The 13,912-nt window shown below is 49.8% G+C and carries 13 protein-coding genes; 11 read left to right on the forward strand and 2 right to left on the reverse strand.

Annotated elements, in window-relative coordinates; all coding sequences use genetic code 11:
- Positions 1-6: 6 nt before the first annotated feature.
- A complete protein-coding gene (locus FRZ54_RS24640) occupies positions 7-474 on the reverse strand; it encodes a glycosyltransferase family protein (protein WP_228462655.1) in 468 nt (155 codons plus the stop codon).
- Positions 475-753 carry a glycosyltransferase gene (locus FRZ54_RS24645; RefSeq protein WP_228462656.1) on the reverse strand — a complete coding sequence of 93 codons (279 nt, stop codon included), beginning with the start codon at positions 751-753 and terminating at the stop codon, positions 475-477. It abuts the gene before it with no gap.
- Between the two features lie 88 nt (positions 754-841).
- Here FRZ54_RS24645 and FRZ54_RS08105 point away from each other — a divergent pair, with 88 nt between their 5' ends.
- The 11 genes from FRZ54_RS08105 (at position 842) to FRZ54_RS08155 (ending at position 13,907) form a co-directional block, all read left to right on the forward strand.
- Positions 842-1,651, forward strand: a complete 810-nt coding sequence (locus FRZ54_RS08105; protein WP_147031130.1) for a polysaccharide biosynthesis/export family protein — start codon at positions 842-844, stop codon at positions 1,649-1,651.
- On the forward strand, positions 1,651-4,071 hold the full coding sequence (locus FRZ54_RS08110; protein ID WP_147031131.1) for a GumC family protein: 2,421 nt from the start codon (positions 1,651-1,653) through the stop codon (positions 4,069-4,071). The genes FRZ54_RS08105 and FRZ54_RS08110 overlap by 1 nt, the downstream gene beginning before the upstream one ends.
- Positions 4,072-4,590, forward strand: a complete 519-nt coding sequence (locus tag FRZ54_RS08115; protein WP_147031132.1) for a UpxY family transcription antiterminator — start codon at positions 4,072-4,074, stop codon at positions 4,588-4,590. It abuts the gene before it with no gap.
- A gap of 178 nt (positions 4,591-4,768) precedes the next feature.
- Positions 4,769-6,556: an asparagine synthase (glutamine-hydrolyzing) gene (gene asnB, locus FRZ54_RS08120; protein WP_147031133.1), complete on the forward strand. Its 1,788-nt coding sequence runs from the start codon at positions 4,769-4,771 to the stop codon at positions 6,554-6,556.
- The gene (locus tag FRZ54_RS08125; RefSeq protein WP_147031134.1) at positions 6,549-7,682 is read left to right on the forward strand and encodes a glycosyltransferase family 4 protein; all 1,134 of its coding nucleotides are present in this window, start codon (positions 6,549-6,551) and stop codon (positions 7,680-7,682) included. The genes asnB and FRZ54_RS08125 overlap by 8 nt, the downstream gene beginning before the upstream one ends.
- Positions 7,666-8,532: an ABC transporter permease gene (locus FRZ54_RS08130; RefSeq protein ID WP_147031135.1), complete on the forward strand. Its 867-nt coding sequence runs from the start codon at positions 7,666-7,668 to the stop codon at positions 8,530-8,532. The genes FRZ54_RS08125 and FRZ54_RS08130 overlap by 17 nt, the downstream gene beginning before the upstream one ends.
- The gene (locus tag FRZ54_RS08135; RefSeq protein ID WP_147031136.1) at positions 8,532-9,815 is read left to right on the forward strand and encodes an ABC transporter ATP-binding protein; all 1,284 of its coding nucleotides are present in this window, start codon (positions 8,532-8,534) and stop codon (positions 9,813-9,815) included. The genes FRZ54_RS08130 and FRZ54_RS08135 overlap by 1 nt, the downstream gene beginning before the upstream one ends.
- A complete protein-coding gene (locus FRZ54_RS08140; RefSeq protein WP_147031137.1) occupies positions 9,812-11,263 on the forward strand; it encodes an FkbM family methyltransferase in 1,452 nt (483 codons plus the stop codon). Before FRZ54_RS08135 ends, FRZ54_RS08140 begins: the two co-directional genes overlap by 4 nt.
- Before the next feature lie 9 nt (positions 11,264-11,272).
- Positions 11,273-12,016, forward strand: a complete 744-nt coding sequence (locus FRZ54_RS08145) for a class I SAM-dependent methyltransferase (protein ID WP_147031138.1) — start codon at positions 11,273-11,275, stop codon at positions 12,014-12,016.
- The gene (locus FRZ54_RS08150; protein WP_147031139.1) at positions 12,013-12,903 is read left to right on the forward strand and encodes an alpha-1,2-fucosyltransferase; all 891 of its coding nucleotides are present in this window, start codon (positions 12,013-12,015) and stop codon (positions 12,901-12,903) included. The genes FRZ54_RS08145 and FRZ54_RS08150 overlap by 4 nt, the downstream gene beginning before the upstream one ends.
- Positions 12,888-13,907, forward strand: coding sequence for a glycosyltransferase family 2 protein (locus FRZ54_RS08155; RefSeq protein WP_147031140.1), 1,020 nt, complete (start codon positions 12,888-12,890; stop codon positions 13,905-13,907). The genes FRZ54_RS08150 and FRZ54_RS08155 overlap by 16 nt, the downstream gene beginning before the upstream one ends.
- Positions 13,908-13,912: the final 5 nt, after the last annotated feature.

The following is a 13,912-nucleotide window of genomic DNA, read 5'->3' on the forward strand; positions in this document are numbered from 1 at the left end:
CAGATGTTAAAAAAATTGAATTAATTTACGCAAAGGCTTAAATATCAATGCTATGTACGGAAACAAAATTCCATTGGTTTGCATAGCTTTTACATCGAAACGCGCAGCTTGCAGACGGTTACTTAAATTTTTGTTACTCACCCCGCCGATATACATTTTCACGATAACCTTTCGAAGATAGGACACGCGTGCTCTTCCGACATGAATAAATCGCAGCATGAGTTCGTAATCGGCAGCGCTACCGTAGTCAAGCCTGTAACCACCCAATCTTTCAAACAACGTTCGCTTGCAATAAAATGTAGGGTGCGGAGGCATCCAGCCCCAGTTAAACTTACCGTATTTGTACGCTCCCGGTCTCCACTTCCGAACGATATTCCCGTCCGGATCTATAAAATCGAGGTCGCCATACAAAACGTCGGTTTCCTGGCTGGCAAATGCCGCAGCAATGTCGTTCAACACTTCATCGTTTGCCAATTAATCATCTGCATTTAATGCGCCAATAATGTCTCCTGTCGCCAACTTAATTCCCTTGTTCATAGCGTCATAGATACCTTCGTCGGGTTCAGATACGAAAATGTGTACGCTATTGCTGTATTTTTTGATGATATGAACGGTATTATCGGTCGATCCGCCGTCGATAACAATATGCTCGATATTGTTGAATTTTTGCCTCGCTACAGAGCCGAGGCATTTTTCTATGGTATTTTGAGCGTCAAATACTACCGTTACAACCGATATCTTTAAATTTTGCATTTCAGGGAAAATACATTTTTAATCTGCACAAAATATGTAATTTTGGAAATACTGCGTAAAACTAAACAAAACGGCAGTTCGATTGTGTATGCGATTTTATACCGCCCTTGCTACTACCCTGTTACTTTTTGGAATTTTGATCATCAGTTCCTGCTCCTATAAACAGCAGCAGGTCTTGTTTCAGCAGATGCCCGCGACCGCGGACACCGCCCGCCATGCTTACGCAGCCGGCTCGGGTACAAGCGATTATCATATCCGTTCACAGGATATACTGCAGGTTAGAAATTTACAGAATGCGCAATATATCGTTGACCAGACCCCTTCGGCGGTGTCGTCGGCCGGTGGAAATACCGGCGGAGGCACGATTGCGGGAACGGGCCAGACTTATAAGGTCGAGGACGACGGCACGGTCGCGTTGCCCCTCATCGGGCATGTCCCGGTCGCCGGTCTGACCCGGGCAGAAGCCGCCGCTAAGATAGAGGGTCTTTATCGCAAGGATGTATTGAAGGACCCGATCATCGACCTGAGGATCGTTAACCTGAAGGTGACCATCCTCGGTGAAATAAAGGCACAGGGGAATTTTCCCCTGGTGAAAGACAGGACCAGTCTGGTCGAGATGATCGGTGAGGCTGGCGGCCTGACGGAAAAGGCAGATGAAAAAACGATCAAGATCATCCGGGGCGACCCTTCTAAGCCCGAAGTGACCACGGTGGACCTCAGCAACCTGAAAACGCTGGCGGATCCGAGGATTATCCTCCAGAATAATGATATTATTTATATTGCGCAGAACAAACGGGCGGTCAAAAATGATCAGTTACAAAATGTAACAACGACGCTTTCGCCTGCGCTGATCATCCTGAATACCGCCCTGATCATTTATACGCTTATCCGCCGCTAATGGAAGAAACCCAGAAGATAACCCGGAAACTGCCGAACCAGGAGGTGGATTATTACAAAATTGCCAAAATCCTCCTGAGCCGCTGGTACTGGATAGCGGCTTCAGTGCTGATCTGCACGCTGATCTCCTATATTTACCTGTGGTATACCCCGAAAACATACGCTACAACCGCGACGCTCAAGATCGAGGAAAAGAAGTCAGAGTTTTCGGACCTGGTCGGGATCATCAACAATAATGACCGGGGGCCGTCGAAAATACAAAGCGAAATATTTGTGTTACAAAGCCGCACGCTCATCCTGAACGCGATCAGGGATATCGACTACCGGATTACTTTTTTTATATCGGGTCGTGTGCGCACAAGCGACGTTTACCCGCAGAAATTACTGAATATCCACTTGCTAAAATTCGACAGTACAAACTTCTTCCGGGACATTATCTCTTTTAAGCCGGTCTCCTCATCTTCGTTCGGCCTGAGCTATAAGCTGGCCGGCAAGCCCGTAAATCACGTTTTTAACTATGACAGTCCGATAACTATTGCAAACACCTCTTTTAGCATTCAAAAACCCGGGGAACTGGCGAAGAATACCATTTTCATGTTTAAATTTAATGTGCCGGAGGATTTTATCGGACGGGTGAAAGGAGGGCTCCGGACCAGCGAAATAGTAAAAAACTCTAATATTATCTCGCTGCAGGAAACGGATTCGAACCCCCAGTTCGCTGCTGACATGCTGAACGCGATCATGAGGGAATATCTTTCCTATGACAAAAATCTGAAGACCCAGTCAGCGACGAATATGATCCGCTTCATTGATAACCAGCTTGAGTTGCTGTCAAATGAAGTACAAGGCTCTGAGAAATCGATCGAGAAGTTTAAGAAGAACTCGAAGATCATGGATGTTACATCAGCGACCGACCTGGAGTTCAGCAAGATCAAGGACCTGGAGTCCCAGCGTTCCTTGCTCAAGATCCAACTCATCGCTATCGACCAGCTGCGGGATCAGATCATGAAAGAGAAGGACAATGTCAGCCTGAACCTGAATCTCGAGGGTGTGATCGACCCCTTGCTGGGTAGTCTCGTACAAAACCTGGATAACCTGCTCAATGAAAAAAGTACGCTGCTGAAAACCTATAACGCGAATTCGCAGGTCATCAGGGATATCGACCGGCAGATCCTGCAGATCAAGAACGCAGCGCTGAACAATATCGAGGGTACCAGTACTCGTATCAATAAAAACATAGACTACCTGGACGCGCAGGCTGTAAAGGTCAATCAAAAGATCGCAACGCTGCCTGCAGCGGAACGTGACCTGATCAGCCTGAAACGGGACTTCGAGATCAACGATAAAGTATACTCGTTTCTGTCCGAAAAGCGGCTGGATGCGCAGATCAGCCGCTCGGCGATATTACCAGGGGCTACCGTTATCGAGCCCGCCGAGGCCAACTTCAGCCCGGTGTCCCCGGATGAACACACCATTCACCGCACCGCGCTGATCGCCGGGGTCGCGATCGGCCTGGGATTGATCATCCTGATCAGGGTACTGAATCCATATATCTATGACAAGGAAACCGTTGAAAGCCTGACGACCATCCCTATTATCGGGGTGATCCGGAAGTTCCCTGACGAGATCGACGAGGACAATACCCAGATCCTGGCGGTTAGCCGGCCGAAATCTATTTTTGCGGAATCGGTGCGCTCTGTCCGCACTAACCTCAATTTTATTGCCTCGGAAAAGTCGAGCAAGATCATTTGTATCACCTCGGAGATCGCGGGCGAGGGCAAGTCGTTCATTGCCGTGAATTTGTCGAGCACGCTGTCCCTGATCGATAAAAAGATCATCCTGATAGCCGCCGACCTGAGGCGTTCCAGGCTGCATAAAACATTTCACCTGCCCAACGACGTCGGGTTGAGCAATTTCCTGGCGAACCAGTGCACGGTTGACGATGTGATCCGTAATACCAGCCAGCCTAACCTGGATATCCTGTTGTCGGGCCCTGTACCGCCCAACCCCTCGGAATTGCTGCACAGCAAGCGCATGAAGGAACTGATAACCGAGCTGAAAAAGCGGTATGATATCATCATGATCGATACCGCTCCGATCGGCCTGGTTTCGGACTCGATACCGCTTATCCGGATGAGCGATATCAATATTTTTGTGATCCGCTCGGGCAAGTCCAAATATTATGCGGCTACGGTTCCCCAGCGCATAGCCAATGAATATCACCTGGATAACACGGTGATCATCCTGAATGCTTTTGCCGAGGATCTGCTGCACTCGCGCTACTACACGACCAAGTTTACCGGGGAGTATACCGGGTCGCATTATTACTATTATTCGGATTACAGCGGCTACGAGGGCTCTGATTATTATGTGGACAAGAAAAAGTTTAAGTGGTGGGATATCAGGCGGTGGTTAAAATAAATGGATAAGATAAAATCGAAGGCAGCATCCCATAAATGGTACCCGGTTTATACCCATCCGCGGGCTGAAAAAAAGGCCTGCCAAGCCTTGTCGGAGAAGGGTATCGAGACCTACCTGCCGCTGAGGCGGCAGGTAAAACAATGGAGCGACAGGAAGAAATGGGTGGAGGAACCATTGATCAAATCCTATTTATTTGTTCACATTTCAGACCGCGACCAGGCCGAAGTACTGATGACCAGGGGCGTCGTCCGCTTCATTTACTTCGGGGGGAAAATTGCCTTCATGCCCGACAGTCAGATCCGGGACCTTAAATTGTTAATGGCCAGCCCGGCGGAACTGGAAATCACCGAGGAAAACCTGCTTCCGGGAGAAAAGATCGTTATCAAAGCAGGGCCCTTAAAAGGAATGACCGGCGAGATCATATCCTACCGTTCGCAAAAGCTGCTGGCACTGCGCCTTGAAGGCCTTGGCTGTTCGATCATCATACATATTGCGGCTTCCTTAATCGGCAGATTTTAACATTCTGCACCCTAATGTGAATAAGTTTTATACGGGGCTAATGCTATTTTTTGACTTAATTTAAGACCGTTATATATTAACAAAAGGCATTTTTTGAAAATTTATAAAATGCTGTAAATTAATAAGTTATACATCAACCGTGTGACTTACCGGGCGAAGCTTTGAATACACCTCTACTATGTGCCGTATTGCGGGAATGATATCTAAAAGGCTGACAACGGCCGAACTGCGTGAAAAAGTTACCCTTATGTGCCAGGCGCTGGCGCATGGCGGCCCCGACGATGAGGGCATTTATTCGGATGATAAAGCGGGGCTTGTTTTCGGCCACCGCCGGCTTTCCATTATTGACCTAAGCCCGAACGGGCATCAGCCCATGGCCGATGTGCAGCAAAAAATTTGGATAACCTTTAACGGCGAGATATATAACTACATCGACCTGAAGGAACAGCTGGCGGGCCTTGGCGCCAAATTCCACTCCAATACGGATACCGAGGTCATTATTCAGGCCTATATCCATTGGGGAATGGCTTCTTTCTCCAGGTTAAGGGGTATCTTCGCTTTTGGTTTATACGATACGGAAAAGGAACTTACTTACCTGGTTAGGGATAGTTCGGGTGTGAAGCCATTATATTATTACATTGACGATGGTGACTTAAGCTTTGCGTCGGAGGTCAAGGCCCTTAAAAAGGCAGGCATAGCGACAGAACCCGATAGCAACTGGAAGGTGCGTTTCCTGGCGTACGGCCATATTCCAGAACCCTATACGACACTTAAGGGTGTTTTTAGCTTGCATAAAGGTGAGTTTTTATGCTGGCACCATCAAAAAGGCACTTACGAGATCCACTCCTACCATGTAGCGAACCATAAAACGATCATTACTGATTTGGATGAGGCCCACGGGTTGATCCACAACGCGCTCAACTTTGCCGTGGACCGGCAATTGATAGCAGATGCCCCAATCGGCGTATTCCTGAGCGGCGGCACCGATTCGAGTTTAATCACCTTGCTTGCCAACCAGGAGAAGCATGCCCGGCTAAAAACCATATCCATTTTTTTTGATGAAAAGGCTTACGACGAGCGGATGTACCAAAGCCTGATATTGCAGAAAATTGAAGGTGAAAAATTTGCCCACCTGGTGAAGCAGCAGGATTTCGAAGAATTTCTGCCACAGATCATCGAGGATATGGATATGCCAACCACCGATGGTATCAATACCTGGTTTATCAGCAAATATGCCCATGAAGATGGCTTAAAGGCGGTATTGTCAGGCGTTGGTGCGGATGAGTTGTTTGGTGGATACCCCTCCTTCAACCGCATCAAATATCTCAAAAAAATGAGGCAGCTCCCGCGGGTGTCATTCGCCGCAGCGAAGTATTTTACATCCGACAGGTATAAAAAAATATCATTCCTGACCTACAATCACCCCCTTGCCGACTACCTGCTTCTGAGGGGCCACTACACCCCAATGGATATCGCCAAAATACTGGAAACAGACCTGAGCAATGTGGAGGATATATTATTTAACGACAAACCCTTACCTAATATCAGCAATTACGATGAGGAGGATGCTGCCTGGTTCGAAACCAACCTGTACATGCAAAACCAATTGCTGCGCGATACCGATGTGATGGGGATGAGCCACGCGCTGGAAGTACGGGTACCGTTCCTGGACGAGGATTTCAAAAAACTGGCTGAATGCATCGCGCCGGAGATTCGGTTCGACATGAATCAACCGAAGAAAATATTGATCGATAGCTTTAAGGATATTTTACCGCGGGCCATTTGGGACCGGTCAAAAATGGGTTTCACTTTCCCGCTGCAGCAATGGATGCGCGCGCACGGGGAAATAACCAATGTAACTTTATACCAAAGTAAAAAGGCGAAAGACATTATCAGGGATTTCGGGAAAAATACCATGCACTGGTCGAAAATATTTGCCTTGTACCAAATACAAATGAATGCCTGAAAAGATCGTCCTTTTTTCGTTGCAAACCTTCAGCAGCACCGGGGGCATTCAAAAGATGACGCGGACACTGGCGCATTCGCTATACCATCTGTCAAAACAGCAGCAATGGGATTTCGCGCTCTGGTCGGTTTATGACTCGAGGTACGACCTGATGCGGCAGTACCTCGCCCCCGAAAACTTTGTCGGGTTCGGCCGTAATAAGTTAAAACTTGGCATAGAAACCCTGGGGAAGGCGACCAAAGCAGATATAGTGATATTGAGCCATGTTAACCTGGCCCTGATCGGTTTTATCATCAAGCTGCTTAACCCAAAATGCAGTTTATGGATGGTGGCCCACGGCATCGAGGTGTGGCGGCCCCTCACCCTGATAAAAAAGCTGTTCGTCCGCCGTTATTGCGACAAGTTTATCTGCGTAAGCGCGTTCACCCGCGACCAGATGATGAAATGGCATAACGCCGACCCGGAAAAATGTATCGTCCTGAATAACGCTGTCGATCCGTTTATTAAACATCCGGACGAATTTGAAAAACCGGAATACCTGCTGAACAGGTATAGCCTGCATGCGGATAACCAGGTGCTTTTTACGCTGACACGCCTGGCCTCGTCGGAACAATACAAGGGTTACGAGCAGGTGATCAAAGCGGTCAGCCGTCTGAAAGATCGTTTTCCCGGCATCCGGTATATCCTGGCCGGGCCGTATGACCATGCCGAGGAAACGCGCATTAAGGAATTGATCAAGGCCTGCCTGGTGGAAGACCATGTTATCCTGACCGGGTTCCTGGAAGAGCGGGAACTGGCAGACTATTTCCTGCTGGCCGACCTGTTTGTATTACCCAGCAAAAAAGAGGGTTTTGGCATTGTCTTCATCGAGGCGCTTACCTGCGGCCTGCCGGTTATTTGCGGTAATGCCGATGGCAGCGTAGATGCGATCAGGAACGGCGAACTGGGTACGGCCATTAATGTTAATGACCTTGACGAACTGGAAAAGACGATAGTGACCTACCTGGAAACCCCGCTGACAGTAGCAAAAAGAGAACAGTTGCAGAAAACCTGCCTTAGCTATTTCAACGAGAAGCATTACCGCGAAACCCTTTTACAATTGATAACTGATGAGCTTGCAGCCTGAGGAAAACTGGGACATTGAAATTACCCCGCAAAACAGTCTTTTCGACCTTAGGCTGAAGGATACGTGGCACTACCGGGATTTGCTGTGGCTGCTGGTACGGCGGGATTTCGTATCCTTTTACAAGCAGACGATCTTAGGCCCCTTATGGTTTTTTATACAGCCTGCCATTACCGTTGCTATTTATACCCTGGTATTCAGTAATCTGGCGGGAATTTCGACCGAAGGGGTACCTGCACCCCTATTTTACCTGGCCGGAACGATCATCTGGAACTACTTTTCGGAATGCCTGACGAAGACATCCACGGTTTTCAAGGATAACTCGGCCATGCTGGGTAAAGTGTACTTTCCCCGCCTTATTATGCCGTTGAGCATTGTATTTTCCAACCTGATCCGTTTCGCTGTCCAGTTCTTACTTTTTATTGTCCTGATGCTGTACTTTGCTTTCTTCAAAGGGGTCGAGATCCACCTGACGATTTACGTCCTGCTATTTCCGCTCCTGATCGTTTTGATTGCTGCAATGGGCCTTGGCCTGGGCATGATCATTTCCGCCGTCACTACCAAATACCGCGACCTGGCTTTCGTGATCGCATTCGGTGTACCGCTGCTCATGTATACGACGACGGTCATTTATCCTTTGTCGACCGCTGTAACCAGGTACCCTGCATATAGCTGGGTGATCAGGTATAACCCGATAACTCCGGTCATCGAAACGTTCCGGTACGGCTTTTTTGGAAGTGCGTCATTCAGTTGGGGACTGCTGGGGTATAGTGCCACGGTGACGGCGGCTATGCTGCTGCTCGGCATCGTCATATTCAACAAGGTGGAAAAAACTTTTGTAGATACAGTTTAATGGCTAAGGCAATCAAAGCGGAACAGCTTTCAAAAGCGTACCAGTTGGGCGATTTCGGTACGGGGACCATATCCCGCGACCTGGAGCGCTTTTGGGCCCGGGTTCGGGGAAAAGAGGACCCGTTCCTGAAGATCGGCGAAAGCAACGACCGGACTGTTAAAGGCGGGAGTGATATTGTATGGAGCCTCCGGGACCTGGATTTCGAGATAGAACAAGGGGACGCTGTAGGCGTGATCGGAAGGAACGGTGCCGGTAAAAGTACCCTGCTGAAAATACTGAGCCGGGTGACCTCGCCGACCACCGGGTCGGTTAAGATAAAAGGCCGTATTGCCAGTTTGCTGGAGGTGGGTACCGGGTTCCATCCCGAACTGACGGGTAAGGAAAATATTTTCCTGAATGGCGCCATATTGGGTATGCGTAAGGCGGAGATCAGGCGAAAGTTTGACGAAATAGTGGGTTTTGCGGGTGTAGAGCGCTATATCGATACGCCGGTGAAGCGTTATTCATCCGGCATGTATGTACGTTTGGCGTTTGCCGTAGCTGCACACCTCGAATCCGAAATACTGATCGTAGATGAGGTATTGGCCGTGGGCGATGCGGAGTTCCAGCGGAAATGCCTCGGGAAGATGAGCGAAGTGAGCCGGGGGGAGGGCCGTACCGTGCTGTTCGTCAGCCACAATATGGGCGCTGTCAAAAAATTCTGCAAAAAAGGGCTTTACCTGGACAAAGGCCGGCTCCGCCAGTTTGATACGGTCGAGCGGGTGATCGATAATTATGCCTTGCTTAGCCGCGTCAGCCAGAGCGCTTTTGATTTCCCTTTGCCTGCCGATAAAGCGGCGCTCGCGGCCTTCGCGCTCCGCTTGTTCACCGAGGACCGCGCGGGCAACCGGGTTACGGAGGTCCGCGTTGGCGAGTACTGGCAGATACGTATTGTCTTCCGGGTTACGGCGACGATCCGGCATTTTATTATTGCGCTGGGTATCAGCGATTCGAGGGATAACCACGTTCGCACGGCGTGGAGCTGTCCGGCCGATATCATCCCGGGTGACTATGAAGCCGTTTTTACGGAAAATTCGCTACTATTGGCCACCGGGACTTACAGCCTTTCGGTGGGGCTTTCTTCTTATGAAAAACCTGTTCAGTACTTTGAAGGTGCAGCGCACCTCCAGATATCGGAGATCAGCGCAGAAGACCTCGATCCAAGCATAATCAGGACATCGGGAACCGGAATATTGCTGAACCCGATGGAGATTACAATTAAACCAGCAAATACCATATCATGAGTCTAAAAAAATTTGAAAAAAACATCAGGTCTCAATTCGGGGAAGACGGCATCATTGAAGAAATATTTGAACGGATCGGGGTTACTGACAAGACTTGCGTCGAGTTTGGAGCCTGGGACGGCATCCATTTTGGCAATACCTGGAACCTGTGGCACCAAAGCGGTTGGCGAACCCTGCTTATTGAAGGTGACCCGGATAAATATAAGTTGCTGGTCAGCAATACTTCAGGCCATGCGAACGTTACGCCGTTGCTTGCTTTTGTGACAGACAGCGGGCCCGATGCCCTGGACAATATCTTGCGCCGGCAGCAATTCCCGGCACGGATAGACCTGCTTTCCATCGACATCGACGGGGATGATTATTACATACTGGAAAGCCTCAGGGACTTTACGCCGAGGGTAATTATTATTGAGTACAATCCAACGATACCTCCGGATATGGAGGTTGTCCAGGAAAAGGGGGGATATTTCGGTTCCTCGGCTCTTTCCCTGCTGAAACTGGGCCGCGAAAAGGGCTACAAACTGGCGCACATCACCGCGACGAATTTGATCCTGGTTGCGGCAAACGAGTTTGACAAATTGCGGTTTGCCGAGCCTTCGCTGGACGAGATTTTCGTGAGGAATAACCTGGTCTACCTCATTTCGTCTTACGGCGGGAGCACATTCCTTGCAGGCGAACTTAATTATGCGCAACTCGGGCAAAATGCAACAGATGCCGCTGCCTACCCGCGGTTCCGCTATAACGGCGTGAAGCCTATCCAGCCTGTGCGCCTGCAACCGGTCACCGATCATTCCTTTTCCGGTAAAAGTCTGCGGTTCTTAAAAAGGCTGGTTAAAAGTACGCCGGTTTATGCCGGGTGGCTCAGGAGAAAAGCGGAAAGGGCCGGGTTGCAGGAGCTTCGGCAATGGGAAGCTTCGGGTAAGCCGCTCCCTCCCCCGCAGTTGCATAAACGAAATGTTATCCGGGAATATGCCACTGCACATAAGATCGGGGTATTGGTGGAAACGGGGACCTATTACGGGGATACGCTGGCGGCGTGCCGTAAAACCTTTGACAAGGTTTATTCGGTCGAGCTTGACAAACACCTGTTCGAACTTGCCCGGCACAGGTTTCGCAATGACAAAAATGTATTTCTCTGCCAGGGCGATTCGGGTGAGGTGATCGGAGAGATTTTGCCCGCCATCCGTGAGAAATGTGTTTTCTGGCTCGACGGCCATTATTCGGAAGGCGTAACGGCTAAGGGCGAACTGAATACGCCTGTATTAAAAGAGCTGACGCATATCCTGGCCCACCGGGTCAAAGAACATGTTATCCTGATCGACGATGCGCGATGTTTTGACGGCACCAACGACTACCCAACGCTGAACGCCCTGGAAAATTTCGTCAGGGAGCATGACAAAGATTTAAAATTTGCGGTCGAGGACGACATTATCCGGATTCATCACTAAGCCAGATTCATGGGAAATATCAAAGACATCATCAAAAAAGCCGCAGGACTCACATCGGGGACCACGGTTGGGCTGGGTAATGAAATCAACCGAAGCGAATGGCTTAGGAATGTCCTTCAGCAGGTACCTGCCGGTTCCAGGCTGCTGGACGCGGGTGCAGGTGAACAGCCCTACCGTCCATTTTGCAGTCATTTGCACTACGTGAGCCAGGACATTGGGGAATACGACGGCAAGGGGGAAGTGGGCTTGCAAACGGAGCGCTGGGACTTCGGAAAGCTTGACATCGTCAGTGACATCGCCAGTATCCCTGAACCCGATGGCGCCTTTGACGCCATATTATGCAGCGAAGTGATTGAGCATATCCCTGACCCGGTCAGGGTCTTCGGGGAATTTTCGCGCCTGCTTCGCCCGGGCGGGCACCTGATCCTTACCGCTCCTTTTTGCAGCCTGACCCATTTTGCGCCCAATCATTTCTGCACTGGCTTCAGCCGGTTTTTCTATGAGTATCACCTGGACGCCAACGGTTTCGAACTGAGCGAACTCAGCTATAACGGCAACTATTTTGGATACCTCGCGCAGGAGTTGCTCCGGCTGAATTCGGTCGCTCAGAAATATACTGCTTCCCCGCTTAGCCGGAGCGAGCGGATACGCATCAACAAACTCCTTAAAACGATTGAGCGCCTGGACGGCGCCGATAGCGGTTCTCGGGAACTGTTATGTTATGGGATACACATCCATGCCCGTAAACGATGATCGTGACCCGTCTTCAGGGAGGTTTGGGTAACCAGATGTTTCAATATGCCGCAGCCCTGAAACTGGCGGTCAGTCACGGCACGAAATTATACCTGGATACGCGTTCGTTAAGCGCTTCCGCAGGGACAACCGATATCACCCCCAGGCGTTATGCCCTTGATGCTTTTCATGTCAGTGCTGAAACGGCGCCCGGGGCGGTGCTGGACGGGATATTTGAGAAAAAAGGCTTCAATAGCGTATTCAAGCGCATCATGAACCGCCGGGTCCGCATTTACCGCGAAGGAGTGATGGCCTTTGACACGAGGCTTGAAAATATCCGTCCGCCTGTCTACCTGGACGGGTACTGGCAGAGCGAAAAATACTTTATCGACATTGAACCAAAGATACGCGCAGAATTTTCGTTCAGCGAAAACCTGTTAAGTGCAGGGGACGTGCATTGGTTAAACCGCTTGAAGGCCTGTGAATCCGTGGCTGTCCATGTACGCCGCGGCGACTATATCAGCTCTGTCCCGGTTAGGGAGCGTCACGGTGTTTGCGGAGCCGAATACTATGAAGATGCGATGCGCCTGTTGAACGAACGCTTCGCCGGCCTGAACTTTTTTATTTTTTCGGATGAACCCCCTTGGGTAAAGGAACAAATGCTTTTCCGCGCACCTGGCTGCTATATAGTTGACCAGCGACCTGCCGGTTCCCCGGATGGCGCCGATCTGTACCTGATGAGCAATTGCCGCCATCACATCATTGCTAACAGTACCTATAGCTGGTGGGCGGCCTGGCTGAACGGATATGAAGAAAAAGTGGTCATCGCACCCAAAAACTGGTTTAAGGTACCCCCCGATGGATTTAAGCCGGATGACCTTATTCCTGAAAAATGGATAAAGCTATAGATCAACAACCGCTGGTCTCGGTGATCATGCCGGTATACAACTCCGCTCCATACCTCCGCGAAGCGGTAGAAAGTATTCTAAATCAATCCTACCGTCATTTTGAGTTCCTCATTTTTAACGACGGGTCAACCGATGAAAGCGGCGCCATACTGGCGTCTTACCGAGATGAACGGATAAAATTGACGGACTGCGGGGAAAACAAGGGCTATATCCACTGGCTGAACGAAGGTATTAAAAACGCAAAAGGCGTGTATATCGCACGCATGGACAGTGATGACGTCGCCTTGGCCGGGCGTCTGGAGAAGCAGGTGAGTTATCTGCAGGAACACGCAGCGATCGGCCTTTGCGGGTGCCGGGTACAGCCTATCCGCGACGGGTTACTGGGAAAAATATGGGATTACCCGGTTTCCGATGCGGCTATCAGGATCGCTTTCCTGTTTCAAAACCCGCTGGCTCACCCGGCTGTGCTGATACGGCGCGGGCTGCTGGAACAATACCAGTTGTTTTACGATGCAGCATATTATCCGGCAGAGGATTATTTCATGTGGTTCCGGTTACGGGATAAGACCCAATTTCACAACCTGGACGAGGTGCTGCTTCACTACCGCCTGCATGACCGGCAAACGAGTAACCTTGCGGACCATCAGGGTATTTCCGGCAAAAGCGTGCAAAAACATTTTGTCCGCGAATCGCAGCTGTGCGACGAAAACGTACTGCACCTTTTTGAAAAGTTGATCATGGAGCGCTGGAAGCGCACGCCGGATCACCTCATAGCAGCCGGGGACCTGTTGTATGGCATGGTGGTCAGGAACCGGCAGGTGAGGGCGTTTGACGACAGGCTTTTTACCGGCAAGGCCGGCAAGGTATTCTGGAGCAAATGTTATTTCGCGACACATAAGTATTGTAACGGTATAAAAATTTTCCGTCAGCACCCGCTGGGTAAATTGAACAAGGTCCCTTTGAACGAATTGTTCAAAGCTTTTCTGAAAACTTTCCTGAGTTGATAACC

It is taken from the genome of Mucilaginibacter ginsenosidivorans, from assembly GCF_007971025.1.
Lineage (GTDB): Bacteria > Bacteroidota > Bacteroidia > Sphingobacteriales > Sphingobacteriaceae > Mucilaginibacter > Mucilaginibacter ginsenosidivorans.